General features: G+C 38.8%; 22 protein-coding genes, 3 pseudogenes and 2 riboswitches. Of the genes and pseudogenes, 2 read left to right on the forward strand and 23 right to left on the reverse strand.

Going from position 1 to position 26,683, the window contains the following annotated elements; genetic code table 11:
- Positions 1-511: 511 nt before the first annotated feature.
- A riboswitch (cyclic di-GMP riboswitch) is annotated at positions 512-602 on the reverse strand.
- Positions 603-1,067: 465 nt separating this feature from the next.
- The 7 genes from LI074_RS12330 to LI074_RS12360 all read right to left on the reverse strand — a co-directional run bounded on the left by LI074_RS12330 (position 1,068) and on the right by LI074_RS12360 (position 10,834).
- Positions 1,068-4,439 carry a hemoblobin-interacting domain-containing protein gene (locus LI074_RS12330; RefSeq protein WP_120062642.1) on the reverse strand — a complete coding sequence of 1,124 codons (3,372 nt, stop codon included), beginning with the start codon at positions 4,437-4,439 and terminating at the stop codon, positions 1,068-1,070.
- A 317-nt stretch (positions 4,440-4,756) separates the two neighbouring features.
- A complete protein-coding gene (locus LI074_RS12335) occupies positions 4,757-6,046 on the reverse strand; it encodes an SANT/Myb-like DNA-binding domain-containing protein (protein WP_008704252.1) in 1,290 nt (429 codons plus the stop codon).
- Between the two features lie 98 nt (positions 6,047-6,144).
- Positions 6,145-7,830 (reverse strand): recombinase family protein, encoded by a 1,686-nt coding sequence (locus LI074_RS12340; protein ID WP_120062644.1) that lies wholly within the window; start codon positions 7,828-7,830, stop codon positions 6,145-6,147.
- A 15-nt stretch (positions 7,831-7,845) separates the two neighbouring features.
- A complete protein-coding gene (locus LI074_RS12345) occupies positions 7,846-8,031 on the reverse strand; it encodes a hypothetical protein (protein WP_243097850.1) in 186 nt (61 codons plus the stop codon).
- A gap of 292 nt (positions 8,032-8,323) precedes the next feature.
- Entirely contained in the window at positions 8,324-9,085 is a 762-nt protein-coding gene (locus tag LI074_RS12350) for a creatininase family protein (RefSeq protein WP_120062646.1), read from the reverse strand.
- 21 nt (positions 9,086-9,106) lie between these two features.
- On the reverse strand, positions 9,107-10,585 hold the full coding sequence (locus LI074_RS12355; protein ID WP_120062647.1) for a sodium/pantothenate symporter: 1,479 nt from the start codon (positions 10,583-10,585) through the stop codon (positions 9,107-9,109).
- The gene (locus LI074_RS12360) at positions 10,586-10,834 is read right to left on the reverse strand and encodes a hypothetical protein (RefSeq protein WP_020993867.1); all 249 of its coding nucleotides are present in this window, start codon (positions 10,832-10,834) and stop codon (positions 10,586-10,588) included. It abuts the gene before it with no gap.
- A gap of 198 nt (positions 10,835-11,032) precedes the next feature.
- Here LI074_RS12360 and LI074_RS12365 point away from each other — a divergent pair, with 198 nt between their 5' ends.
- Positions 11,033-11,875: a MurR/RpiR family transcriptional regulator gene (locus tag LI074_RS12365; protein WP_008704261.1), complete on the forward strand. Its 843-nt coding sequence runs from the start codon at positions 11,033-11,035 to the stop codon at positions 11,873-11,875.
- A 78-nt stretch (positions 11,876-11,953) separates the two neighbouring features.
- On the opposite strand, the gene iadA is transcribed toward LI074_RS12365, so the two are convergent.
- Together iadA and LI074_RS17930 are read right to left on the reverse strand one after the other, a co-directional pair.
- Positions 11,954-13,093 carry a beta-aspartyl-peptidase gene (gene iadA, locus LI074_RS12370; protein ID WP_008704262.1) on the reverse strand — a complete coding sequence of 380 codons (1,140 nt, stop codon included), beginning with the start codon at positions 13,091-13,093 and terminating at the stop codon, positions 11,954-11,956.
- A 175-nt stretch (positions 13,094-13,268) separates the two neighbouring features.
- A pseudogene (locus LI074_RS17930) lies at positions 13,269-13,352 on the reverse strand (ATP-binding protein); the annotation flags it as partial.
- Positions 13,353-13,435: 83 nt separating this feature from the next.
- On the opposite strand from LI074_RS17930, the gene LI074_RS12375 reads away from it, so the two are divergent.
- On the forward strand, positions 13,436-13,639 hold the full coding sequence (locus LI074_RS12375; RefSeq protein WP_020993865.1) for a hypothetical protein: 204 nt from the start codon (positions 13,436-13,438) through the stop codon (positions 13,637-13,639).
- Positions 13,640-13,919: 280 nt separating this feature from the next.
- On the opposite strand, the gene LI074_RS12380 is transcribed toward LI074_RS12375, so the two are convergent.
- The 14 genes and pseudogenes from LI074_RS12380 to LI074_RS12445 form a co-directional block, all read right to left on the reverse strand.
- Positions 13,920-14,702 carry an EFR1 family ferrodoxin gene (locus tag LI074_RS12380; RefSeq protein WP_144137116.1) on the reverse strand — a complete coding sequence of 261 codons (783 nt, stop codon included), beginning with the start codon at positions 14,700-14,702 and terminating at the stop codon, positions 13,920-13,922.
- A gap of 378 nt (positions 14,703-15,080) precedes the next feature.
- On the reverse strand, positions 15,081-16,133 hold the full coding sequence (locus tag LI074_RS12385; protein WP_161234089.1) for a GGDEF domain-containing protein: 1,053 nt from the start codon (positions 16,131-16,133) through the stop codon (positions 15,081-15,083).
- Positions 16,134-16,181: 48 nt separating this feature from the next.
- A pseudogene (locus LI074_RS17935) lies at positions 16,182-16,364 on the reverse strand (transcriptional repressor); the annotation flags it as partial.
- 42 nt (positions 16,365-16,406) lie between these two features.
- A complete protein-coding gene (yaaA, locus tag LI074_RS12395; protein ID WP_120062650.1) occupies positions 16,407-17,168 on the reverse strand; it encodes a peroxide stress protein YaaA in 762 nt (253 codons plus the stop codon).
- Positions 17,168-17,623 (reverse strand): peroxiredoxin, encoded by a 456-nt coding sequence (locus LI074_RS12400; RefSeq protein ID WP_173698235.1) that lies wholly within the window; start codon positions 17,621-17,623, stop codon positions 17,168-17,170. The genes yaaA and LI074_RS12400 overlap by 1 nt, the downstream gene beginning before the upstream one ends.
- 3 nt (positions 17,624-17,626) lie before the next feature.
- Positions 17,627-17,839, reverse strand: a complete 213-nt coding sequence (locus LI074_RS12405) for a DUF6219 family protein (RefSeq protein ID WP_120062651.1) — start codon at positions 17,837-17,839, stop codon at positions 17,627-17,629.
- 279 nt (positions 17,840-18,118) lie between these two features.
- Positions 18,119-18,421 (reverse strand): annotated as a pseudogene (locus LI074_RS17940) (Hpt domain-containing protein); the annotation flags it as partial.
- A 179-nt stretch (positions 18,422-18,600) separates the two neighbouring features.
- On the reverse strand, positions 18,601-21,459 hold the full coding sequence (locus tag LI074_RS12415; protein WP_173698236.1) for a response regulator: 2,859 nt from the start codon (positions 21,457-21,459) through the stop codon (positions 18,601-18,603).
- A 178-nt stretch (positions 21,460-21,637) separates the two neighbouring features.
- A riboswitch (cyclic di-GMP riboswitch) is annotated at positions 21,638-21,713 on the reverse strand.
- Between the two features lie 239 nt (positions 21,714-21,952).
- Entirely contained in the window at positions 21,953-22,855 is a 903-nt protein-coding gene (locus LI074_RS12420) for an ABC transporter permease (protein ID WP_055057976.1), read from the reverse strand.
- Positions 22,855-23,766: an ABC transporter ATP-binding protein gene (locus tag LI074_RS12425; protein ID WP_120062653.1), complete on the reverse strand. Its 912-nt coding sequence runs from the start codon at positions 23,764-23,766 to the stop codon at positions 22,855-22,857. The genes LI074_RS12420 and LI074_RS12425 overlap by 1 nt, the downstream gene beginning before the upstream one ends.
- A 16-nt stretch (positions 23,767-23,782) precedes the next feature.
- On the reverse strand, positions 23,783-24,067 hold the full coding sequence (locus tag LI074_RS12430; protein WP_173698237.1) for a hypothetical protein: 285 nt from the start codon (positions 24,065-24,067) through the stop codon (positions 23,783-23,785).
- Between the two features lie 24 nt (positions 24,068-24,091).
- Entirely contained in the window at positions 24,092-24,262 is a 171-nt protein-coding gene (locus tag LI074_RS12435) for a helix-turn-helix domain-containing protein (RefSeq protein ID WP_008371604.1), read from the reverse strand.
- Complete coding sequence (locus tag LI074_RS12440) at positions 24,250-24,384, reverse strand: hypothetical protein (RefSeq protein ID WP_265107675.1); 135 nt, start codon at positions 24,382-24,384, stop codon at positions 24,250-24,252. The genes LI074_RS12435 and LI074_RS12440 overlap by 13 nt, the downstream gene beginning before the upstream one ends.
- A gap of 193 nt (positions 24,385-24,577) precedes the next feature.
- Positions 24,578-26,500 (reverse strand): ATP-binding protein, encoded by a 1,923-nt coding sequence (locus LI074_RS12445; RefSeq protein ID WP_173698238.1) that lies wholly within the window; start codon positions 26,498-26,500, stop codon positions 24,578-24,580.
- Positions 26,501-26,683: the final 183 nt, after the last annotated feature.

Raw genomic sequence — 26,683 nt, forward strand, 5'->3', positions numbered from 1 at the left:
GCAAAAATTTTTGCCTGAAATCATCAATTTGCTATTGACTTTTTATTTGCAGGCTCGGTAATTGAATTGCCGAGGATTCCCGCTTATTATCCTAAAGAATATATTTTGTCTTCATAATTTTTCATTTTATAAAAATCCTCTCTCTGTCTTATGCCTTCTTTTATCTGTATACAGAAAACTTGTCCCTGCTAGTGTGCCGACAAGTTGATTCTTGAAACAATCTTGCAGGATAAATTTTTTTATTTCAAGGCGGAGGAAGGCGGCGTAGCGGTGGCTACGGCGACCGACGACAACGCGGAAATAAGAAATTTAGACGCAAGATTGTTCTAGAAATCAACTTGTTGGTACACTAGTTTTGTTACCCATTTTTGCATACAAAAAGGACACCTGCCAAAATCTCTGCCAGTGTCCCTACTATATTTCTTTAAAATCACACATCTATATAGTATAAAAGGTATCGGAATCTCTTCTGTTCAAACAGCTTTTCCATATATTATGATGATATGGAAACAGTGGCAACCGGCTGACATGGTCAAGCTTTCTGACTTTAGTCCCTTCTGGCTTTGCGTCCCTGCCTTTCAACAGGTTTGCCTTTAAAATAATTTTCAGTTTTTCCAAAAATAAAATACCATGTGGCTTTTCTTACGTCAATAATATTTTGGTGGAAAATTTACATATATTTTAACCGAATCAAGTAACTCCCCTGTGGAGGTTACGAAAAGCAATAAGCAGTGGGTGAGGACCTGCTGTTTATTTTTCTAATCCCACGGAAAAAATGCCCATTCGCCATTTCCAACATACCATCTTTCATACCGCCGATAAAATCGAATCTATAAACATGGAAAGTTACTGTCCAGCTAACCCCTGAACAGTAACGGTTCCAATACACACTTTTTATTCCGTAGGGTTCTTTCCGGTTTTCCACATAAACTGCTAGTAAAACTGGTATCTTTTTTCTTAAAAGCGAAATCTCTGCAACATTCCTGACAAATCAGAGGGGATACTGCAATGTATAATGTGCATTGCCGGTATCCCCTCTGATTTATTCAACCATTATTCACAATTTTTTATTTCATTTTAACTTTTCTGACATTTGACCATTCACTGAATGTTTTTGAATTATCCTCAGAAGTACGGTTCCATGCATGTAAACCAATATAATAAGTGCCTGATTTAACATTCTTAAATGTAACAGTTACTGTATTTCCTTTTATCTTTTTTACATAATAATTTTCTCCGGAAACAGCAGGGCATTTCTGTCCGTTAGTTTTGGTAAGGGTATCACTGAGAACTACATCATAGCCCTGAGCGTTTTTGCTCTTCGTATATTTTACTGTCACTGTGGAGCCTTTAACAGTTACCTTACTGATCACAGGTGCTTGTGGCGTAATGGCACTCACATCTACTTTATGGATCTCAGACCACTGTCCAAATACTTTTTTGCCATCTTCACCCTTAAGCCATGCGTGGCATGCTACATACCAGGTTCCCTTATCCATATATGCAAATGCAGACTTCAGTTCTTCCTGATTTTTCAGGACCTTTGTATACTGTCCTGTTTTGAGCATATCCTCAGAGGTGCCGATCACATAATCATATTTCAGAGCACCCTTACACTCTTCATTCAGCACCATTTTTACGGAGTTTTGGGAAACAGATACATTCTTTATAACTGCTTTTGCAGGTCTGGTATAATTTCCGTCTGAATCTGTGATACTTCCGTCTGTACTGTAGGTATTTCCTTTTGTATCTGTTACAGTTTCATCTTTATTTACAGTTGGCTTTTTACCATCTGCATCAGGTGTCAGCTTCGTGCCATCCGGAAGTGTTACAGTTCCATCTGAACTGATCACGATTCCTTCCGGTGTAACAAGGTTTCCATTTCTATCTTTCTCAGTTCCCTCCGGGTAAGCATCCGGTATCGGAGTAACAGTTGGTACCGGCGTTACTGTTGGATTCACTGATGGTGACGGATTTACCGACGGTGATGGATTTACCGATGGTGATGGATTTACGGTCTGTATGATTGTGGTATCTGATATAGTACAGTTCTGAATTTTATCATCTGGTGTTTTTGTAATGTCACTCCAATATGTATCCGGAGCAGATTCACTGTTGGAAGTTATTTTTTTACCATTTACTGCTGTTCCTTTTGTAGAAGGAGATATAGTGACAGATTCAGTATACGCTTTACCTGGCTCCGCATTTTTGTTCATAAATGAATAAGCAGAACCCCCCTCCAGATATGCTTTTGCTGTTTCTACATTTCCGGTGCCCTCAACTGCATTGCCACCGTTATCACCATCTCCTCGTCCTGCAACAGCAATCAACGTTCCTGCTCCGGAAATCGTTCCGTTGTCAAGAATCACCGCTGCACCGCCAACTGAAGTAGTTGCTATGTTTCCTCCGCCGTATGCTGCAAGCTGGCTGCCCTCGCCAATAGTAAGTGTTCCGCTGCTGACTTTCAAGGCCGGCTGTCCGCTGTAGCTTTTTCCTGTGGCAGGATCTGTTCCTGTGGCAGCTTCATCACCTTTGATATATACTTTTCCTTCTACCTTTACATTTCCGCTTATCACAACAACAGGTGATGTATTGTGACGTGCCTGTGTTCCATTGGGAAGGAAATTAGTGTTGGAGTAGATCATGGAATTCTTTATGGTCGCTCCATCATTCAGAATCAGCTGTCCATTAATGGAAGTACCTGTCAGGAATTTTCCGCTATAATCATCGTGATTGACAGATATTGTTCCACCATTTTCTACTTCAATCTGTCCATATATGGAAGAATCTCTCAGATTCAATGTTCCGCCATTTTCTACTTTTATCTTCACACTGCTGAGAACCTTCATATTGACCATTGTAAGATCACATCCAGCCGGTATGATCAATGTCTGGGTTGTAGCTTCTCCCTCTGAAACAGCATATCCCAGTTCTCCATATGTACCGCTGGTGTGAGAGCCATACCAGGCTTTAATCTCTGCCGGGACTGTTACAATATCATCTGTATCATTAAAATCAGGAATTACCCATGGATCCATATCATACATGTATTTTCCATCTGCAGTCTTGGTTGCATTTTCAAGCTTCAGATGATCTGCCAGTTTTTCCTTAGTACTGTAAACCTTGAAAGTAAGCTCATTACTTGTTACTGTACGCCCTGATTCATCAGTTACTGTAACATTGACAGGATATGTACCGATTTTAGCAGGAGTTCCGCTGAGAGACAGAGAACTGTCATATGTGGAATACATCCCTGCCATCCCACTTTCACTGTCAATGTTTACCTTTGTATTCTTTGTGTCAATTTTTACACCTGTTTCTTTTAACTCCTTCCAGTCAGCTTCAACAGGTTCCTGCCCATCCGGAAGATCAGCTGCTTCCACAACTACATTACTGTTTTTGTTGGATGAAACAGAAGTGGATGCCCCTGAAACTGCATCGTATTTCTGCTGCCCTGTAACAGCGCTTTCGAAGTATCCTTTTAATCTGACATGAAGAGTGTTCACTCCGTTAGATGCACCGTTAATATTAGTTTCACCGGAATCAGCTGTAACAACTTTGAAGTCATTTCCTTCTGCAGTTACCTTAAGATAAAGTTCTTTATATCCATCACTTTTTATTGTAATGACATTTCCAGTATGAAGTACAGTTGAATCAAATACAACACGATTATTACTGCTGTCTGGACAATATGCTTTTCTGCCATATAATGCTATTGCATAATCTGTTTTATCCCATACTGTCCCATCTACAGATATTTCTTTGATTTTACTGATATAATCAGAAACATTATTTTCATCAGCTGGTTTAATGATCTTGTAGTCTGTACCTGAAATTTCCACTTGATCTCCCGCAAATGTTGGCGCATCTTTGGTCTGTTCAGTTTCAGACTGTGAAGTTACTTTTTCAACGTTCCAGTGTTTTCCGGTTCCTGTTACCTTTAAAGTAAGATCCTTGTATCCGGTACTGGTGATTACAATCTCATTACCCACTTCAAGTCTATCTGGAGATAGTCCAACATAACCGTCTGAGTCTTTTTTAATATATGTTGTTCCTGTAAGATTCCACGAATAAGTTACTTCATTCCACTCTGTTCCATTAATAGATATTCCTGTAATTTGCTCAACATACCTTGAGTTAAGAGAAGTTTTTAGTTTACAAACATTCGCAAAAGAACCACTTTCATATTCTGCTATCACCTCCGGCGGTTCTTTCACACTTTGTGTACCCTCATCCTGAGCCACCTGTACATTCTCCTGCTCATCCGCAAAATCCGGTGTTCCCGATCCATCACTAAAGGAATCATCATCTGCCTCCTGTGTGATCGCTGAATCCGTAGTCATTGAATCTGTAAATATGTCTGCTGCACATACCGGTACAGAAGCAATCATGTTTGCCGCAATTGCCATAGACATCAGAATTGCCATTCTTTTCTTCATCTGTTTCTTTATCCTCCTGTAATATGATATCAGGGGCCAAAGATGTTTCGACCCTGACTTGAAGCTATCTGTGTATCATCTCATTTCAGATGAAGCGGATAAAATCATCCGATTCACCCCATTTCTGCAGTGGAAATTTAAATGATCAAATCACGCAATAGTTTGCTTTGGTTAACTCTGTTGGTTAGTATATTCTAACCTGCGTGAAAATGCAAGAGAATTATTCTGCATCTGTTGAGAAAGTATCTCATAAATCAAGCAGTATCCTGTTGACAAATTTTTATCATTTCACAGCAAGATAAGACAGAATAGAGCAATTATGGCAATTCCATAAAATAATGCAGGTAATAAATCAGGTAACATCCTGCTATCAGTCTGAAAATATCATCTTCTATCTCTTTTTCGCTGCTGTTTAAAGTAATTTTGTTTCCTTCTATCTGAAGCCCCATTGTATCCGCGAGATTCTCAACCCGTTGCCTGTCATATTCTTTTTCATCCAAAAGAACAGACTTCTCATAAACCCTGAATTTTCCGGTTTCATCACATTCCAATCTCAGATGCAGTTCAGGGAGTTTTCCGGGTTTAAAGGTTATCTCACTGTATGTCATAGATTGTCTTACTTTTGTGATCCCCTGTTTCACTGCCAGTATGATCCATTCATCCAATACAGGTCCTTTATACATAGGAAGTCCATATTGCAGATGTAATTGGGCTGCCTTGCTGATGCAGGCATTTCTGGTACGGTTATTCAGACGTTTATAAACATTGCTGCCCTCAACCGGGTAGTATTTCTTCAGTATCTTCTCTTCGGCTTTTGTCCATGGATCATTGGTTTTCCTGCTTAATCCCAGAATCATCGCTCTGTATTTGCATGCCTGAAGAGATCTTTCAGGAATAAGAGTATGCACATATCCGGCACCTTTTTCTTCATAATATCGGGAAATGATCGCATCCTCTTCCTGTGTCCATGGAAGTCTGTTATTGTCTGATCTGACATTTAAGTACTTAGCTCTGGACTGACAGGCAGTCAGAGTTCTCCCTTCCAATCGTTCTGCTGCCTTCCTGCCTTCCGCTTTGTAATATGTTCTTATAATTTCATCTTCTTCTGCAGTCCATTCTTTTCTTCCCTGTATGCAAAGACCTAATTTGGCAGCTCTTTTATTACATGCCTCTTTGGATCTTCCCTCCAGTCTTTTCTGAACTTCAGCACCTTCTGTCGGATAATAATTTCTCAGAATTTCATCTTCGCTGCTGCTCCATTTTCTGTTTGCCCCGGAATAAGTAAGTCCTAATGCAGCAGCTCTTCCTCTGCAGGATTCTGCTGATCTCTGATTTAAGCGATAACGTACCTTACTGCCCTCCGCAGCATAATACTCTCTGAGTATTTTATCCTCTGCCTCTGTCCATAATCTGACATATTTAACATCATTCTGTACAGTTGCTGAAGAGGAAATGTTTTTGGATATTTCCATTTTTGATGCCTGGATCCTGCAGCTTTTTGCAGTTCTTCCGGATAATCTTTCACAGACCTGATCTCCTTCTGCGGGATAGTACTTTCTTAATATTTCGATTTCATCGGCTGTCCATCTTTTTTTCGTATTTGCCATGTCTTACACCTGTTTTATATATTATTTCAAACTGAAATATTCACTACTTCTTACTTTTCGTAACCTTCGCAAAAGAATTCCATATGTGAGTGCAATATCTACATAGAAATTCCTGAATGTACAACATATTCATACCCTGTCTCCGTAGTATAAGTTTTTTCCTGTCCCAGTGCCGGAATAACAGATTCAGAGCTGTGCAGACTTCCACTTTTAAATACGATCATCACTTCTGCTTTCTTTTCATTAACCGGAGTTATTTCTATATTATTGATTGTGTTTTCAATCATGGCTCTGGTGATATCTTTGGGTTTTACGCAGGAATATTCCTTTGCATAGTCTAATATCCTGTCCATCTGATCTGTCAATTCTGTTTTTGAAAGAGGTTTCATGCTTTTCAATTGTTCCAGATTCGCTTTTGTCTCTGCTATCTGCTGTGTAAAAACCTTGTTTCTGCTTAAAAATTCTGCATCAGAAATGTAGCCGCCCATATTGTAATCCAGCAGCTTATCTCTCTTCTGTTCCAGTACGATTATTTCATGCTGTATGTTGTCAATTTTTTCTTCAGTTCCTTCTGTTTTGTTAATCTCTTTCTCATAAAGTTCCAGATACTTATGCAATATACTTTTATTGCTTTGAGCCAGATTGTTATAAACATCCGATATCATCTCCAGCAGGATTTCTTCTTTTACCGGTTTTGATCTGCAGGAAACTGCGCCCTGTTTTATGCGATGACTGCATACCCAGGTCTTTGCAGCTTTTCCGCGGACATTTCTGACTTTCAGCCAGTATGCAGCTCCATCTTCCGCACAATGTATAAGTCCGGTAAAAAGGTTGTCCTGCTTATAGGAAGTTTTTTTCAACTTGATATTTTTACTTCTTTCTTCCAGAATCCTGTTTGCATCTTCCCACAGTTTTTCATCCACAATTGCAGGGACATGGGTACCATCGTCTTTATACATCACCCATTCATCTTCAGGCAGGAATTTCTGTTTCTTAGTAAAGAGATCAACTATTTTTACTTTTCCACCAACATAGTAACCCTTATATTTAGGATTTCGGATAATATTGGCAATCACATGGCTGTCAATCCTTCCCCCTTTATAATTTCTGTATCCACATTCCCATAAAAATTGTTCCAGTGAATGGGTAGACCAGTTTCCCAGAGCATATTTTTCAAAAATAAGCTGTACCATTTTTGCCTCTTCGGGATTCAAAAACAATTTTCCGTTTCGCTTGTCCCATCCATATATATGTGAATTACCAAGAACCACACCGTTCTGTATGGATCTTGCATGACCGAAACGCACACGACTTGAAAGTTTTCTGCTTTCTTCCTGTGCAATACCGGACATAATTGACAGCCTGAGTTCCGAATCCTCATCTAATGTATTGATATTGTCATTCCTAAACCAGACAGCAGTTCCACAGTCCAGAAGCTCTCTTGTATATCGTATACTGTCTAATACGTTTCGGGCAAAACGGGTAATCTCTTTAGTTATGATAAGATCAATTTTCCCGGCTTTTGCATCCTGGAGCATTCTCTGGAATTCCTCTCTGTGGGTTACGGTAATACCGGAGATTCCTTCGTCTATATAACCATCCACAAGCGTCCAATTCTTTACGTCTGAAATCAGTTGTTCAAAAAAAGTCCACTGATGCTCAATAGAGGTTTTCTGTTCCTCCTTATCCGTACTGACTCGGGCATAATACGCCACATTCAGTTTCAGATCAAATATATTTTTCTGCCGGGATTTCAGTTCCTCACGTGTTGCATAAATATCCATCTTATTCCTTTCCAATCAACTGATTCGCTGGCAATATTCATCTGAACTGTCCATCTGTTCTCCATTCTTCGCGGCTGCTGTATTGAATGTACTCAAGGTTATAATGTCTTTCTGGATACTGCTGTGCAGTTTTTCGGAAATCTGTCCATTATCAAGCATTTTGTCATTAATCATTGTCAGTACAACCTGTTCCAATGTCATAAGCATTCCTCCTGTTCTGTATGTTATAATGTGCAATTTGGCATAGAACTATCCAGCGGTAATATGATGAATTTCACAAAATTATTATAACTGATTCAAAGATAATTGTTTTTGAGACGAAAAAAAGCAGCTAACCTATTTTTCATAGACTAACTGCTTAAAGTACGTAAAAAGCCAGAAAGATCTAACAGTTCAAAAGATTCTTTCCGGTTTTTTACACATATAAAGCGAGGGCATCGCTCAATCATCTAATTTGATGATTTTACGACACCCCCATCCCTTCAGATATATATCAGGAAGACAGTTCTATCTGCTTCATTTCTTCCAGAAAATCACGGATATAGGATACTGCCAAATCAAGGGCCTCCTGTCCAAATTCTGCGGAAGAATCTTTCGGATCAAAAGGTCCAAACCAGCCGCTTGGAGCAATTTCTTTGGTATCTCTCACAAGACGTACGATACCACCCTTGAAATTAACTGCCTGGATATAAGCCGCTTTCATATTCTCAGAAGGATCCTGTGCATTGATAGGCTTGCTAAGTTCCAGATGTACTGATTCCGGAGCAATTGCCATCATAGCTGAGGTCTCCAGAACATCACCATGGCCGCCATCAAATTTCTTGTCAAGTTGAGCCACCAGACTCCACCAGTCTACACTTGCACATACGCCCCCTTTGTGATATACCTCCAGAGCCGCCCGATCAATGGATGGAGTATTGCCGCCATGGCCATTCAGAACTACAAAACGTTTTGCGCCATGCTGCATCAAAGAGTCCATAATGCCATGCAGAACCATATACAGTCCCTCATAACCAATATTAATACTTCCCTCAAAGCTTAAGTGATAAGGACATACACCGTATGGAACAGTAGGTGCTACGATTACGTTATCTACATCCTCCACATGATCCGCCAGATAGGACGGTACCATAAAGTCCGTTCCCAACGCCCCCTGTGTTCCGTGCTGCTCGGTGCTTCCCACCGGAATCACAATAATCGGATCCTTCTCAAAAGCCTCTTTTGCTTGTGCTGTAGTCATTTTTGCAAGATACATTTTAAATACGCCTCCTAACTTTTATACTGTAAAATGACGATCAATAGTCTCCTGCGGCGGAGTTTCTGTAAATTTACTTACTACAATCATTACAATAGAAGCAATGATCGTAGTTGGGAACAGTGCATGGAATCCCATAGCCAACGCCTTGACAGACGGATTCAGTGTAAAGAGCAACAGTGAAATAATACCTACTATAACCGATGCGATTGCTCCCTTCGCTGTTGCTTTCTTCCAGTAAATTCCAAACAGAATCGGCACTACAAAAATTGCCATTCCTGAAAATGCAAACAGGTTAATTTCAAAAATACTGCCTGGCTGGAATACACCAAAGCAAATTACGATGATACCGATGATTACAGTTACTACCTTGGACAACTTCATAACATTCTCATCTGTAGCATCCTTATTGATAATCTTCTGATAAATATCACGGGTAACAGCACCGGTAGTCGTTACCAGAATACCATCGATTGTGGACATACCTGCTGCCACAATACCTGCGATGAAAATGGAAGCCAGGAAAGGATTCATGCCTCTCTGCAGAATCATAGGAATAATCTGATCTGCCTTCTCAATATTCTGAATGGAAGCAATACCATTTACACCGGCCCACTCAATCAGAGTTGCAGAGAAAAACATACCTGCAGTACCAAGAAGAATTGCTTTGAACATGGTCTTATGATCCTTCATGGCAAAGAACTTGGTAAACAGATGAGGCTGTCCCATGGTAAAGAACGACCATAGCACAATGTTGGATACATAATAAGTCCAAGGCATATAACCGTTAGCACCCGGGAAGGTCAGATAAGCCTCATTCATACTCTGAAGTGTATGGTTAATGTTAGAGAAACCTCCACCCATTACTACAGATACAATAAATGTAACCACTGCAGTAGCAATCATCAGAGATCCCTGGATAACATCCGTCATCATGGCACCTTTCATACCACCGCTCATACAGTAGAGAATAACGATAATACCCATTCCCACAACACCTACCCATTCAGGCAGTCCGGTAAATACATGTACAATAACACCTGCTCCGATAATCTGTGCGCCCATCATCGGAACCAGGAAGAAGAGCATCATCACGCCCAAAACACCGCTCATCTTCTTGGAGTGATAACGGTCTGTCAGGTAATCGGCCATAGTCAGGAAACCATATTTATGACCAAGAGTAATCAGCTTACGGCCAATAAGAAGAGCCGGAAGAATCATACAGAACACAGCTCCAGGTACAGAGATAGCCATTCCTGCATAGCCTACACCGTAAATGGTTCCCGGTGTACCAAGAAATGTTCCCATGGAAAACTGGGTTGAGAAATATGCAATACCACTTACTACCACGCCAGCCTTTCCACTCAATACAAAGAAATCGCCAATATTATTCGTCTTACGTCCTGCGTACCAACCAATAAATGCCATAATTCCAAGATAAAGTACCAGAACTGTATAGAAAGGAATCGGTGCTGGCTGAATTACTGCTGCTCCATTCATTTATTTGTCCTCCTCATCATAAGTGTGATATTCTTTTCTCTTCATACACATGCGATAATAAACAATAATCAGCACAAATGTAATGGCAGTGTGAACAATCCATCCGAATATATAGAGTGGAACACCACCAAATGCGGGAATATACGTCTCGCTGTAGAAAAACGGGAACGGAATCATAATTAATACAAACATAATCAGAAAAATAATCAACCATGTCCGTTCGAAGTGTTTCTCAAAAAGTTTCTTCATAGCCTTTTTCCTCCTTTGCTTTCGAAAGAAAATCTATATACTATGATTTTCTTTCGATTTTTTGTTAAGTATATACTTTACTTTATATTTTCCATTATACATGCTATAATAAATTTGTAAAGTTTTTACTTATATTTTTATGAAAAAAATATAAAACATTGCATGCGCCATGCAAAGAAAGGACATCGTGTAATATCTATGGATATTTTAGAGCATCTTCAAAAACTTTATCCTGCCCTGACAAAAAAGCAGAAAACAATCGCAGATTATCTAATTGCTAATCCGGAGGAAATCAGCTACATTACACTGGCACAGCTAAGCCATCAGACCGGTACCTCCGAGCTGACTTTGCTTCGTTTTTGTCAAAAACTGGGGTACTCCAACTTTCTGGACTTAAAGGAGCAGTTTCGGGACTATACCCAAAAAATGATTAAGCAGGCCTCCTCTTCTTCCTTTTTTCTGCCAGAGCGTACCTCAGGCGAAGACACCGAGCGGGAACAAATGCTTCATGAAATCTGCAATACAGAGGCCGCAGTTTTCTCTGATTTTATTACCAACATCAATCTGGAATCTGTCATAAAGGCTTCTGATGAAATCCGGAAAAGCACCCGTATCTACATCTTTGCCCATGATATTTCTCTGGTTCCCGGCAAATTTTTACAGAGCCGTTTGGAAATTCTGTACTTGAATTCTGCGTTGATTGATTTATCGGATCTGGAAGTCACCCAGAAGATTATCCAACAGCTGACGGATGGTGACCTGGTAATCTTTTTCTCTTTCCCCCGCTATTATTTTCCGATTGGAAATATTGCTAAAAAAGCAGCTAAATCAGGGGTACCGATTCTGACCATCACAGACAGTGATACTTCACCGGCAGCTGCGCACAGCACACTATTGCTTCTCTGTCCCACATCTACGAAGCTGTTTTATAACTCTATGACTGCACCTATGGCTATGCTCAATATTCTGGCATCCTGTCTTGTCATCGATAGTGTATCACCATCTGAACGGCAGATTTTTATCGACACTTTGCCATCCTGATTTTTAGCCCAAAAACAAAACCGGATATACAGGTTTCCAACAGAAAGCCATATATCCGGTTTCGTTTTTATTTTCTTTTTACTTCTCATAGGTGCCTTTTCGAATCACCTCTCCATGCTTCATAAAGATCTTTCCCCTGGCTACATAAGTATCCAGCGTCAGATCCTGATCAAACAGCAACAGATCCGCATCGGCCCCCTCTGCCACAGTTCCCTTGATTCCCAGTAAATCCAGCCCCTCTGCCACCTGACAGGTCATATAAGGCAGTGCTTCCTCCAGAGTCATTCCCAGAACCTGTACCATATATTTCAACTCTTTATAAAGTGCATCCACACCAGATACACCTATCTCCAGAAGGCTGCCGTCCTCAGCATAATTAGACCAGCTTCCGTGTCCGTCAGAGCTCATTGTGATATGCTCTGTGGGCAGTCCCCGCTTTTTAGCCTCCAGAACACATTCTCCCGGTGAAGTGTGCATACCGCAGGTCAGATCAATATAACCTCCCCGCTTCAGAAATTCGTAGCCCTCTTCCAGCAACTTTTCATTCCGGTTGACATGAGTGGGACGGAAAATCCGTACAGGAACAGAACTCACCTCCAATGCCCGGAATACCGGTGCAAGACCATCTTTGTCATCTCCCATGTGAAGCACCACAATGCCTGGCTTTCCACTGAGCATTCCCGCCACACGAGCTTTACTTGCAATCTGAACCAACTGATCACCAGTCACATTAGGTGCCCGGTGATCAGATATCGCCAGCTTCACACCCAAAATCTCATTCACGAATACGATGTCCCTGTCTGTTTCACCTGTGATAGTCGGGCTGGGATATCCGTAAGCACCTGTGAGCATATAAGCACTCACGCCCTCCTCACAGAGTACCCGGGTCTTCGCATAAAGATTGTCCACACTCCTGGTGATACCATCCGTACCCAGAAGTCCCACCACTGTTGTGATACCGTTCTCTACCAGTTCTGACATCTGTAATTCCGGTGTCCGCGTATGAAAGCTTCCCTCTCCACCGCCTCCGGTAATATGTACATGTTGATCTAAAAATCCAGGAGTAAGAATCTTGCCCTCTGCATCCAGCACCTCGCACTCCACAGGCAATTCTCTGATGGAATCCTGTATACATTCAATCTTTCCCCCGCAAATCAAAAGATCCTTTTTACCGAGATATTCCGGTGCGTAAATCTCTGCATTCTTTACCAATAACATAACTGTTCCCCTTTTTCCCGTAGCTGTTCATTACGCAGATACTCTAAACTATCATGAACAGTTACTTTTCTTTTTTCGTTTCTACTCAAAGTATATACGATGGAATCCGTTTTGTCTATGAAAGTTCTGAATAATTAGCTATATATCTCCACCATCAAGGTACATCCGATATAAATGTTTGTCCCATTGGCAGCTTTCCTGGAGAAGTAATTTCTAATCGGTTGTCATATACCGCCACCTGTATCGTACCATAATGAATTATCAAAAATAAAATCTAAGGTGGACAGATTGCTTTGTCTATTGTAATATATGCTGTATGGAATTTTACGAGGAGGATTTATCATGGAAGAAAAAATACTTAATTTTATTCTGGAATGTGCAGAAGTCCAGAAATTGGTTCCATTCTCACTTATCGAAGAAGAATTTAATCTTATTCTGGACGAAGCCTTAAAGTCTGTCATTACGGATGCTCTCTGGGATAATGATACTATTTCTGACGTAACTATAGGAACTGATGGTTTTACTGTCACATTTTTCGAGAATTGATCGTAAATATCAAACTAATCAACTGATGACACGAACACAGCCAGAAGCATAAACAAAGTATCTGATAAGCAGACATGATCTAATACCCCCTTATCAGATACTTTTTTATGTTCCATATCTTGCCTGCAATTTACGACCGTCTATAGCAATCCTCGTAAATAATGCATTTAAGACAGTTCAGCAGAGTGCGAAAGACAAGGAAGATATCTGCAGGCGTGCTGACGCAAGGCAAAAATATCTGACGCAGATTTCACACTCTGATGGACTGGATTAAGATGCATTATTTTAGAGGATTGCTATAGTCATATTTCTCAAGCCCCAGATTCTCAAAACAATATCTGGGCTTTCCAACACTCTTCCTGCCATATTCGATTGCCTCAGCCGGACAATAGCAGATGCAGGCCATACAATGCGTACAATGCTTTTCCCATACAGGTTTCTTATTTTTCATTGTCACATTGTTTAACGGACAGACTTTTACACATTTGCCGCATCCGGTACAGGTCTGATCTGCATAAAATGCCTTTGCTTTTACAAATGCCGCATAGAAGATATCATTCACCAGACCACTCTCAAAAGATGCACCGAAGCCACTTTTTGATGGAAGCTTCTCTCCATGTTTGATTGCCAACACAGCTTTAGCAATATCAGGACCTGCTGCCGCAACAATCTTCTTTGCTTTCTCCACATCAGGAGCATTAAACATGGCAATGTAATTCTCCGGCATAATGATCTGTGCCGTCCCCATATGCTTTAATCCTTTTTTCTCACTCAGTTTTCGATTGTATATATCTGCGCCACCAATACCGCTTCCGCAGCTCATCACATACCAGACGTTCTTCGCCCCGACAAATTCTGTCTGTCCGATCCAGTCAGAAACCACACGCGGGATTCTCCATGCATAAGTCGGTACCACCACTACCAGATTCTCTCCTGTCTTAACAGACCCGGTATCACCCGATTTGATCCGTTCGTTCATACAGATCAGTTTTTCCTGCAAGCTGCCGGCAATCCTCTCTGCTACATATTTACTGTTTCCCGTTCCTGAAAAATAAACAACCATGTCATTTCCTCCTCGCGCCGTTTTATCCTAATAAAAAGATATCACATTCGTTCCGTTTTCTCAATATCCGCGGAAGCCCTGCTCCAGTATCATTGATCTGTTTTCCATCAAACTCACCATATACAGAAAGTCAAAAAACACCACAGATTTCTCTGCGGTGCAGCCCGGAAGTATAGCGATAACTTCATGACAAATCTTCATACCAATACGGAATTGTTCAAAAATCTTTCGGAGTCTTACTTGCTTAATTTATGACTGTATTATAAACTGACTTTCGTGATATTATCACACAATAACATAGTAAAAACTCTATTGGTTTTTCCAACAGGGTTCTATCGATTACTCATTTAAGAAGATTCATCTACTCTGAGCTGAAAGCTAATTATATTTCTTGCATAACTGTTTATTTTTATACATATAAGCATCTGCCTCATCCAATAACATCTGCATTGTACCCGACATATCATCGGAGGATAATGCCCATCCGCAGGCATAGTCGATTGGTATTTGATTTTCATAACTATTTAATCTGTTTTTTTCTCTGTACAATGATTTTAATATCACCTTAATTTCCGCCTCGCTTGTATGATAAATGACTGCTATAAACTCATCTCCGCCATATCTTCCAACAAAATCCTTTTCTGGAATAACACTGCGCAAAAGCTTTGCGAAATTCAATATTAACTGATCTCCTGCGGAATGTCCCATTGTATCATTTACAGTTTTTAGATTATTTAAATCAAACATTATGCATGCTGTAGGATCTGTAATTATATCTTTTTTATTAAGTAGCTCATTACAGGCATTTTTATTTGGCAGTCCAGTATAGGCATCTATGAATGCTTTCTGTTCCAGCAGTCTGTTTTGCATTGCCATCTGCATTGCCCTTAGAGTCTGCATAATAACCAATATCACCAGACTCAACATATCAAGTGCCGACAGAAGCTCTATGGTACGAATCTTTATAGCAATCTTTTCTGAATAGCTTTCTGCGGCAGAGACAGTTTCATCTGCCATCGTAAAATATATTTCACTCATATTAACAATGTCTGTATTTTCGTATCCCTTGTTTCTTACTGCTTCAATCTCTTTTTTCAATTTATCCCAGTAATCACTCTGAATTTGCAATTTTTCCAGATATTCTTCGTCATTGAGTTTTACCAGATCATAATGTCCATCCTGATATCTTAATCCAAGAAAAATATCATCCAAATATTTAATTAATTCTTCATTTTGGTTTCCTGTAATTTCTAATTTTACTTCGCGCTGTGTAGCTCCACGTACTAGGCCTGCATAATTTATTACGCGTGCTGTCCCCTGTAGCCTACTAATCTGAATCATCATAAAAATAATAAGAACTACTAATATCAATATAAGGAAACTCTGTATAATACCTATTATATTTTTACCTTTTTTCTTGTTTGTCTGCATTTTGCAATTTATCCTGAACCTTAAATAATATTCATTTCAATAACTATGCTATTCCTTTACTTTCTCCCTGCATTTTGGGCAAATACCTTTAAATGAAATATCATAATCTAAATATTTTATTCCATTCGTGTCATGAATCATTTCTATCAAGTCTGATATTTCATCCACGTCTACACCTGATACCTCACCGCATTTTACACACCTGACATTGTAATGATTTTTTAAGTTAAATCGAATCACTTTATTAAAAAAATACCTACAATAAGTACCTTTTTAATAAGATGTTATCTCTATTCTGCGTTCAAAAATATATTCCGTATCTGACGATAGATCATACCTGAACGCATAGCCAAGTCTGTCAAATTTTTTTATATCCTCAGGATTTTCAATACTATTTTCAGCCATGAACCTAACCATTTCACCACGAGCCATCTTCGCATATGTACCTTTTGTCACCAGTTTATCTCCTGATAACTCGCAAAATACAATTGTAATATACTTATCCCGTAATGTCAGATACTTTTCTATAGATTTGGAATATTCTTTTGATGCCAGGTTAATTATAATCCTACTGTTGTCGATCACTGAACAATACAACATATCTCCCCAGTATTCATATAAGTTTTTTGCATCTCCTATGCCGACTTTTGCCTGCATTTCCAAGCGGTAAGGTGTCACGCCATCCAACGGTTTTAGAACGCCATAAAACGCAGATAGTATTCTCAAATGATTTTGTACATACTCAAACTGACTGTCCTCAAACACGGATGGAGCCATATATTGAAAAGCAATTCCTTCATATGATAAGACAGCTGGAGTAAGTAAATGATAAAGATCCATGTTTTCCAATCTATTGAAGTTCTGTTCTGTAATTTTGTCATTACATTTCCAGATAGTCTTCAGTTCTTCTTTTGACTTGCTTTTCAACCAACTTTGTATCTCTGTCGTCTTTTCAATAAATTCAGGCAATCCATCCGGCGCTATGCTGTCAGTATCTGTAATCATCTTTTTAGCAGGGGATAATATTATCTTCATTAATCTAATTCCTTAAGCATATTTTCAGGATCATCTGCTGCTTTGACTTTATCATTGGCTTTGATGATAACTCCCTGTTCATCGATAAGATATGTAGTTCTTACCACAACCATAGAGACTTTGCCATAATTTTTCTTTTCTTTCCATACATCATAAGCTTCAATAACTTTCCGCTCTGGATCTGCTAAAAGTGTAAATGCCAGTCCATATTTTTCCTCAAATCTCTTATGAGAGGATACAGAATCCTTACTGACCCCAAGAATAACTGCACCTTTTTCAATAAACTGAGGATATCTCTCGGAAAAACCACATGCCTGTTTCGTACATCCCGCTGTATTATCCTTGGGATAGAAATATAATACTACTTTTTTTCCTGCATAATCCGATAATCTGTGTATTTTTCCATTTTGATCTGGCAACTCAAAATCAGGTGCCTTGACCCCTACTTCCAACATTAATTATTCCTCCCTCTCTGTAACTTTCTCTTTATTCACCTTTTTCTTCCTATTCCCGGAAATCATTTTATGCCCTGTATATATCGCCATTGTCATACATAGTATAGAGCTTAACGCAAAGTATTTGTGGCTTGATTTTAACCCTTTATGTCCAGTGTAAAAAGTACCAATCATTGTGATCAATGCTCCTACTGACCAATATTTATGTGCTTTCATATAATTCCTCCGTCTTTTATCTTCGGTGTTTTTAATTGTAATTATACTATACAATAATCAGATGTCAATTTGATAATGAAACAATCAGGGCAGCCGGGTCTTTGACAGTTACATCGATTATAAAGTCCATTAATCCCGCATAAACTCTAGGTTTTCTTTGTCAATCAATTTGTTTTGATTTATAGTAATGTCGAAAGTAGTTGAATTATTTTAAATCAGATAGTATTATCTTTTATAGAATCTTATCTATTACTGAAGTAACGAGAATGCGACGCGCAGTTATTCAAACACTTTGAATACATCAAATCCCGGATCTTCTCTCTGGTATATTATCTTCTGTTTTTCATTTATTATAGTTAATTGCCCCGAACTTGCATTGTAATCAATCGAATTTATGCCACTGTTCGATTTGAAGAAATCGATTTTTTCCTGCATAACCTTGATAAGATTCTGTGAATAAATCTGGTTCGGTAAGGATTTATCACTAACCTCATACAGACGGTCAAAGGAAAGATTCTGACACACCCCTTTCAATGTGTGCGCACTGCGGAAAGCATCTTCATAATTTTTATTTTCCAATGCCTGTTTTAACTGTAGATAACTCTGGTCTTCAAGGAACTTTAATGTAAATCTCTAAATCAGTGCTTCGCTGTGAAGGCGTCCCAAAACAGCCTCATAGTTTCCTCCGATAGCTTTATAGCACTCCTGCATTGTCATCTTTTAGCCCTGTCAATTGTATTCCACTAATTCATGAACCTCTGCTAATCATTATGAACATACCTTAAAATCGTTTTTATAACTTCCTCAATCACAATCGGCTTTGACAAATGTGCGTTCATTCCTGCTTCCATACACTTTTCTGCATCTTCCCTAAATGCATTTGCAGTCATAGCAATGATAGGGATTGTTTTTGCATCCTGCCGTTCCAGGGATCTTATTGTTTTTGTGGCAGTAAGCCCATCCATCACCGGCATCATGACATCCATTAAAATAACATCGTATGTTCCTGATTCGCAGGCTTCAAAGTGCTGAACAGCTTCTAACCCATTTTTCACTGTTTCTACTTTAGCCCCATTTTCCGTCAGTATAAATTCTGCTATTTCCGCATTCAGCTCATTATCTTCAACCAATAATATCCGGACACCTGATATATCTGCATTGAAATCTTCTTTTTCTTCCGGCCGTGCATTCGTATCAATTTTAAATGGAAGTACTACAGTAAAACAGCTCCCTTCACCAAGCTTGCTTTCAACTGTTATGGTTCCGCCCATCTTTTCTACAAGTTGTTTCACAATAGGCATTCCCAGACCTGTCCCATTATAATCAGAACGTGGGGAATTATCTGCCTGTACAAATGGAGTAAACAATTCATTTTTTATAAATTCTTCTGACATTCCAATTCCATTATCTTTTATTTTAAATTCACATGTCATGTGATCTTCTGATCTTTCAATCGTTCTCATACTCATGTAAATAGAACCATTCACCTTATTGTACTTCATGCTGTTTGTAAACAGATTCATCAATATTTTTTTCAGATGAACTGCGTTGCTCCAAACATATATACCACTGTAATCATCATGTTCTCCTATAACATGAAGTCCTTTTTCTTCTGCCTGAAAAGATAGTGACTCCGTGATTTCCTGACATACCTGATCCAGATTGATGGATTCATCACCAAAAACCACTGTATCTGATTCTAACTTTGCCATATCTAAAACATCATTTATCAATGATAGTAGCAGCTTCGATGACTCATATATTTTATTCATGCAATCCTTTGCCCGCTCAGCATCATTTCCGCTTTTCTCAAGAATCGTAAGCATACCAATAATACCATTGATCGGTGTTCTGATATCATGAGACATGTTATTTAAAAAGGAAGTCTTAGCCTTATTGGCACTCTGTGCTCCTACAAGTGCATTTTGTAATTCCTGCTGTTTTTCTTCAAGCTCCTGATTCAGCTTCAATGCCTGCTCAGCAGACTTCTTGGATTTTTCTTCCGCACGTTTTGATTTTTTCAAAGAATCAAGAATTATACACAGGACAACGAAAAAAGAAATTCCAGCGATAAGTAATACTGTCAGTAAATTGTCCTGAATAAAATCCTTCGCTGTAACTTTTCGTGAGGAAACATTATACGAAACTACTGCACCTGAAAATTGAGTTGTAGGCATAGATGTCAGTGTTTTATTCAGAATGGACAAAAGAACCGGTTCTCCCTGCTGAATAGCAAATGGAACATCAGCTTCTTTTGTCAGGAAAACACTATGAAGCTTATTATTTTTCAAATAGTCTGAAACAGTACCTGAATTGCTTACAATACAATCCGTCTCCCCTTTCTGCATTGCTTTTACTGCTGCATCTGATGTTTCATATTCCACAACCTTCCATTGCGGATAATTGTATGAAAGATATGCTTTCAATGCAAAATCATCTTTTTCAACGGCAACTATATTCTCTTTATTTTCATCAAAAGAATCCTTTGCCGTAATTGCTGCCATATTCAGAGTCAATAGCGTATCCGACAAAGCAAATCCATTTGTTTCTGCAAAGTATGGATTCTGGTTTGCATGAAAAATCAGGTCTATTTTTCCATCCTGCAATGCCTGAAGCAGTTCACTTCTTGTCTCATATTCATTTAATTCATATTCCAGAGTCTGACCTTGCAGACAATTTTCTGCAAGATCCACATAATCTGTAATAACACCTGTCAGTTTACCTGTTGATGGATCTACACTGCTGATACCTCCATCCTGATTCAAATACCCTATCCGGATTGCACCATGCTGCCCGATCCACTCACTTTCTTCTTTTGAAAGAAACGAGCTGCTCTGTGCAGAAAGATAACGCCTGTAGAGATCATCTGTGTAAAATGGGTTGTCATCCTTGATTCTGCGCATAGCACTATCCAGTGATTCTTTGATATCCGGACGTTCTGGATTTATAGCGAAATAGATTTCTGTCTCTCCAATACTTGTAAGCGGTGAAATATCCGATTCTTCCCAACGGGGGTCTTCTTGCGAAACGAAGCAGTCAATTTCATGGTTCGACAGTTTGTCCATAATTTCTGTGTTTGTAGAAACATTGATATGCTTCGTATACAGACCATATTTTGATTCCCATTCATTAAGCACATCCTCCACTATATTATCTTTAAACACACCAATATTTTTTCCCTCAAAAGAATCCAAATTTCCTGCTGTAAGATCCATATTGGATGCATCCGTATAGATGTAATATTTCTCTTCCCCCATAGGCATATCGGAAAAAAGCATTTTTTCAGCACGTTCGTCTGTATAGGAAATGCCACCAAGAATATCAATCTCTCCATTTTCCAACTGTGTAAAGCAGTTTTTCCAATCACTTGTTATGTATTTATATGTCCATCCTGCATAACCTGCAATATCTTGAAGATACTCATAACCATAGCCGCTTCTTTCTCCCTTTTCATTGACTACATTATAAGTTTCCTCAAAAGATCCTACCCGGATAACATTGTCAGAGTTTTCTTTGGCAGATGCAGGAACGGATAAAACAATAAAACATATAATTGTGCAAAATATAATGTAACAAAATTTGAAATTCATTATATTCTGTACTAATTTGCACTTCTTCATCTTTCTCCCCTCCTCTAGGCTACAGTTGCTTGCTTGCTTCCAGATTTTAATTTTACATTCATTAATTATCAATAACCTCCACACTATTTTTCACAATATTTTTCCAAACAGCTTCTGTATTACTTATTCAAGTGCTCTACCATAAAAAAGCACTGTCAAACAGACAGTGCACCTCATTTCATGCAACTGGCTGCCATTTTACAGGCCCTGTAGCTTTGCGTCCCAGACTTTCATCTGGTTTGCCAATTTCCATATTATAGCTTTAATACTTATGCAAAAAAACTGGTTTTATTATACTATAGCACTCTACTGTACACAAGAAAAACATTACCGTTTTAACGCCAAAAAATAAAAAAAAGAACAGCCGATACATATACTCGAACTGTTCTTCTACTTCCGAAGACCACGCAGCATTGACATTACTGTTTCCTGCTCATTTGTACTCAGATCGTTCCATATCCCTAGAACTTTCACCCGCTAAAAACAATATTTCCTATCGTCTGCCTTCACCCGCTAACAACAATGTAACCACATAGTAAATAATTCCAAATACAGCTATACTTCCCATCATAATGCCAATCATCTGATTTATACTCACCACATTTCCATGAAATACCGGATTGCAATCAAGCGTGTCTCTTATCGCTTCAACCATTTCATCCGGATAATTTTTTCTCTCCATCTCTCTGAAAACTCCGTGAAGCATATGATTCTTAATCAATGAAGTGGCATATGTACTCGGAAGATAAGACAGTGCCTTCTGAAGACCTGGTCCAAAATTTGAAATCGGCATATAAGCACCACATATAAAACCATATCCTGCGCTGACAATTGTACCTACAGCCGAAAGCTGTCCCTGTGTTGTCAACGGAAAGCTAATGATACTTGAAAGCGTACTTCCAAATAGGACGAGCAATATCATATCAAATAAAACCCATAATATGTCTGCTGTATTCATATACCATCCCATTTTAAGTAAATATCCCAGGCATAATACAAACGCAAGTCCATTGACCATCAATGAATTAGCTACTGTTGACAGAAAATATCCCAAATAAATTTTTTCCTTGCTGACCGGTGCAACATTAAAATCCTTCCTTGTTCCATTTGCCTTGTCCTGCACCATAGTCAGATTCACACAAAATGTTACAGTGATACAGCTCACTGCCATAAGTGATGCTGTCAGTTGTGCTGCCACGGTTCCATTAATAAGCTTATCCGAAATTGTAATCATATCCGGAATTGCTGCTGTAAAAGAATCTTTGAAAACCTTTGCAAGAAATGTAGCATACAGAACAATTAGAATAACTGGTGTGATCATTGATGTAAACAACATACCTTTATCTTTAAAAAACAGTTTCCTGTTCCTGTCCATTAATGCCAATACTGTTCTCATCAGCGTTCACCTCCAAGCTTCTTTCCTGTGACTGCAAGAAATACATCATCCATACCGCCTTTTACTACTTCATAATCCGTGAATAGGTCCTGATGCTCTACAATAAGCTTCGTAGCTTCTTTCGTATTTCTTACTTTTATCTGATATCCGTCACGTATTTTTTTATATTCTCTGTTCAATGACTTTATTTCATCTTCGGAAATACCATAAACAGACACTATATCCTGTACATAATCATTTTTAAGTTCAAATGGTGTACCTTCCGCTGCAATACTTCCTTTGTCAAGAATCACAACATACCCGGCATTAGCAGCCTCTTCCATATAGTGTGTAGTCAGAAATACTGTCATATTTTCAGTTTTCTGAAGTTTCTCGATAACATTCCAGATTAACTGCCTTGTCTGCGGATCAAGCCCTGTAGTAGGCTCGTCAAGAATCAAAATCTCCGGTCTGTGCAATAATGCACGGGCAATATCAATTCTTCTTCTCTGACCTCCCGACAGCTTACCTACAGGTCTGTTTAAAAACTCGTCAAAATCCAGAATCTCGACCAGCTCCTGTAATCTCTTATCAAAGGCATTTCCTGTAATGCCGTATAAAGCAGCTCTGCTCTTTAGGTTTTCTTTCACCGTAAGCGGTTTATCAAGTACGCTATCCTGAAACACAACACCAAGCATTCTTTTTGTCTGTGCGCCGACTTTGTCAGTTTCTATTCCGTTTACTTGAACCGTTCCGCTGTCTTTTTTCTGCAATCCGCAGAGAATGGAAATGGTTGTACTTTTCCCTGCACCGTTTACTCCAAGAAACGCAAACAATTCTCCTTTTTTCACACGAAAGCTCAAATCATTTACCGCTTTTACTTCGCTAAAGCTTTTATTCAGATGACTGATTTTAATGATATCTGATTCCATATCTTCTCCTTTTGTTTCATCTTTCCTTAAATGACGCAGTATACGTTGGATTTACCTTTTTTAATAGAATCCATATGTTAAAAAGTAATATGAAGGCGAAAATCGTCCATATCCATGCCTGTGGCATTAAATAAAGGATTCCGTTTACATCTCCACCACCAAATGCTCCACTGAGTAAACACAAATATATTGGATCCAATACCAGCATAATTACTGTTATATAATAAAAAATAGCCTTCACAAGCTTATTCTTTATTTCACAAATTTTATCCTTAAAATATACCAATGTTCTGGTCTTCACATAAGCATTATAACCTCCAATACGTCATCTATTTTTCTTTCGAGGATCTGTTGGCTTTACCGCATCTTTTGGTATTAGCCAAGTCTTTCCCTTTTTCTCTGCTCCAGGCACTCTTCCCTGGCTACATAAAAGAGAAATTCTTCTAGATGAAATTCCCCATATTTTTGACATTTCGATCGTTGTTATATAATCCATAATTTTCCTCCAAACGATACAACAAGCCTATTATAAGTATATTCTTTTATCGGAATAGTTTCAACCAAAATTAAGTTTTCTTCTAGGTTGTTTGATTTGTTATTGTTTTCTAAGATTTTCACAAAAAAAATCCTCCTTTCGTATGTACGGATGCGTGAAAGGATGAAAGACGCATCCGGCCAAGAAAAAAGAGCCTACGGAAAACTCCGTAGACCCTCATTGCTTTTCTGGCGATTATAATAATATCACATCGAAATAGAAAAGTCAGTGCAAGACCAGTGCAAACTTTTCATCAGAATTAACTTCTTTGTTTTCCTAATCGTGTTTAATGTATTTAGTGATAGTATCGATTAATTCCTCCATGTTAATCGGCTTGGAAATATGGTCATTCATGCCTGAATCCAGGGATTCCTGAATATCATCTATAAAAGCATTTGCAGACAAAGCTACAATTGGAATCGTAACTGCATCAGACCGCTCTATACCCAAGGCTCGAATGGCTTTTGCTGCTTGGTGTCCATCCATGTTTGGCATCATAATATCCATCAAAATAAAATCGTATGTGCCTCGTGGATGATTTTTAAACAAATTCACAACTTCTTTTCCGTCTGATGCGCGTGTTACGGTCATACCAGCATCTTCCAGCATTATCGTAGCAAGTTCAGCATTTAAATCATTATCCTCAGCCATAAGAACATGAATACCCGTCAAATCTCTATGTAGATGTTGTTTTTGTTCTGATTGAATAACCTGTTCTGTCAACTCCAGTGGGATCTCCACTGTGAATGTAGAACCTACACCTTTTTTGCTCTCAACAGCAATTGAACCGCCCATCATATCCACATATTTTTTTGTGATGGCCATACCAAGACCGGTTCCCTTATATTGGGTTCTGGCATTAGCATCATCTTCTTGTGAAAACGGATCGAATAATTTTTTCTGGAACTCTTCGCTCATGCCAATACCGTTATCTCGAACAACATAACGAGTTATGATATGTTTCTCATCCGCTCCTGGGTAACTGCTGATATCCAAAGTAATCTTTCCGCCGTCCTTTGTGAATTTCACAGCATTGCCAAGAAGATTCACCAAAACTTCTCGGATACGCACAACATCCGCAAGGACATATGGGTTCTTTGAGATTTCTCGATGTACTTCAAACTTAAGATCTCGATTATAAAGAAGTCCATTCATAATCGCCTGGACGTTATCTGTCAATTGAGTAATGTCCATTGGCTCGGGCGAAATAGTAACTTTTCCACTTTCAATGCGAGTAAAATCCAGAACGTCATTCAACAAAGAGAGAAGATGATTCGAACTTTTTTGAACTTTCTCCAAGCTACCATGAATATCTGAAACCGTGTTCTGGTGAAGCGCAATGTTTGTAAATCCAATAATGGCATTCATCGGCGTTCTGATGTCATGGCTAATACTAAGCAAAAACGCAGATTTTGCTTTGTTGGCAGCATCTGCTTCCTCAGCGGCGGTCATTAATAATTGTTTTTGTTTTTGCTCTTCTGCCTTGCTTTTCTGGTAAACATAATAGGTATATAGACAAATTAAAAGCAATATAGCTCCTGCGACTAAACCGCAGATGATGGAAATATGATTCGTCTTTTCAACCATTCCATAAGCTGATTGCATATCCATTTCAATGCAAAATGCGCCAATGATTTCTCCTGTCCCATCAAGATTTGCGCTTACAGGATAGCAAGCCGTAAAAATCGGACCCCATGTTGTATCAATGATATCCTGAGAGTACACATTCTCCCCAGAAATAGCCCTATCAATATACGGAACCATTTCTTCCTCAATATAATCTCCAGGGTGTCTTACATCATCCGCATCCGGATTCAAACCGTCTACCACATAAACGAGTTTTCCTTCTTCATTTTTTTTAGCGGTGTAAATATATCGAGTAGAATTCAGTGTTCTGATTTCATTGAAATATGAAGAAATATCCTTATATAATTGCTTCTTTTCATCAGATTGATCTTTGATTTGATCAAAATCTTCTTTGCCGATTCTTCCATTCACAAGTTTGTGTACTGCATCTGCACTCGCTGTGTCACGTGTGATTTCTGTTTCAAGGGCGGTCTTAGTGTAAGAACTTTGCAGAATATATGTGTACGACGCTATTACAAAAATCATCAAAAGCCCCGCAATCACAAAGATACTGCCTGTATTCTTCAGCCTAAGGAGTTTTTTCAAATTAATTCCTTCTTTTGTTTTCTTCATGCTGCTCATTCACATCCTCTAAATCCTAATTTATCAATTTTATCATAGCACATTTTCATACAGTTTTTAATTCCAAAACTTCCAATTAAAGCCATCGGCTTAACGTAACGTATCACTTCGTTTTATGAAATTGGTACAAGCATCAGTTTCTGTTTCCGGATACAGAATACCACTCTCTCTTCC

The organism is Blautia sp. MSK18_10, from assembly GCF_020553185.1.
GTDB classification, from domain to species: domain Bacteria; phylum Bacillota; class Clostridia; order Lachnospirales; family Lachnospiraceae; genus Blautia_A; species Blautia_A wexlerae.

What these genes read in the sequence shown, in the direction of transcription:
- LI074_RS12420 (WP_055057976.1), bottom strand. Translation starts at nt 22,855, where the DNA reads ATGAGAACAGTATTGGCATTAATGGACAGGAACAGGAAACTGTTTTTT.
- LI074_RS12435 (WP_008371604.1), bottom strand. Translation starts at nt 24,262, where the DNA reads ATGGATTATATAACAACGATCGAAATGTCAAAAATATGGGGAATTTCA.
- LI074_RS12350 (WP_120062646.1), bottom strand. Translation starts at nt 9,085, where the DNA reads ATGTATCTTGCAAAAATGACTACAGCACAAGCAAAAGAGGCTTTTGAG.
- LI074_RS12425 (WP_120062653.1), bottom strand. Translation starts at nt 23,766, where the DNA reads ATGGAATCAGATATCATTAAAATCAGTCATCTGAATAAAAGCTTTAGC.
- LI074_RS12355 (WP_120062647.1), bottom strand. Translation starts at nt 10,585, where the DNA reads ATGAATGGAGCAGCAGTAATTCAGCCAGCACCGATTCCTTTCTATACA.
- LI074_RS12375 (WP_020993865.1), top strand. Translation starts at nt 13,436, where the DNA reads ATGGAAGAAAAAATACTTAATTTTATTCTGGAATGTGCAGAAGTCCAG.
- LI074_RS12415 (WP_173698236.1), bottom strand. Translation starts at nt 21,459, where the DNA reads ATGAAGAAGTGCAAATTAGTACAGAATATAATGAATTTCAAATTTTGT.
- yaaA (WP_120062650.1), bottom strand. Translation starts at nt 17,168, where the DNA reads ATGAAGATAATATTATCCCCTGCTAAAAAGATGATTACAGATACTGAC.
- LI074_RS12340 (WP_120062644.1), bottom strand. Translation starts at nt 7,830, where the DNA reads ATGGATATTTATGCAACACGTGAGGAACTGAAATCCCGGCAGAAAAAT.
- LI074_RS12405 (WP_120062651.1), bottom strand. Translation starts at nt 17,839, where the DNA reads ATGAAAGCACATAAATATTGGTCAGTAGGAGCATTGATCACAATGATT.
- LI074_RS12400 (WP_173698235.1), bottom strand. Translation starts at nt 17,623, where the DNA reads ATGTTGGAAGTAGGGGTCAAGGCACCTGATTTTGAGTTGCCAGATCAA.
- LI074_RS12365 (WP_008704261.1), top strand. Translation starts at nt 11,033, where the DNA reads ATGGATATTTTAGAGCATCTTCAAAAACTTTATCCTGCCCTGACAAAA.
- LI074_RS12445 (WP_173698238.1), bottom strand. Translation starts at nt 26,500, where the DNA reads ATGAAGAAAACAAAAGAAGGAATTAATTTGAAAAAACTCCTTAGGCTG.
- LI074_RS12330 (WP_120062642.1), bottom strand. Translation starts at nt 4,439, where the DNA reads ATGAAGAAAAGAATGGCAATTCTGATGTCTATGGCAATTGCGGCAAAC.
- LI074_RS12385 (WP_161234089.1), bottom strand. Translation starts at nt 16,133, where the DNA reads ATGCAGACAAACAAGAAAAAAGGTAAAAATATAATAGGTATTATACAG.
- LI074_RS12345 (WP_243097850.1), bottom strand. Translation starts at nt 8,031, where the DNA reads ATGACATTGGAACAGGTTGTACTGACAATGATTAATGACAAAATGCTT.
- LI074_RS12335 (WP_008704252.1), bottom strand. Translation starts at nt 6,046, where the DNA reads ATGGCAAATACGAAAAAAAGATGGACAGCCGATGAAATCGAAATATTA.
- LI074_RS12360 (WP_020993867.1), bottom strand. Translation starts at nt 10,834, where the DNA reads ATGAAGAAACTTTTTGAGAAACACTTCGAACGGACATGGTTGATTATT.
- LI074_RS12380 (WP_144137116.1), bottom strand. Translation starts at nt 14,702, where the DNA reads ATGGTTGTTTATTTTTCAGGAACGGGAAACAGTAAATATGTAGCAGAG.
- iadA (WP_008704262.1), bottom strand. Translation starts at nt 13,093, where the DNA reads ATGTTATTGGTAAAGAATGCAGAGATTTACGCACCGGAATATCTCGGT.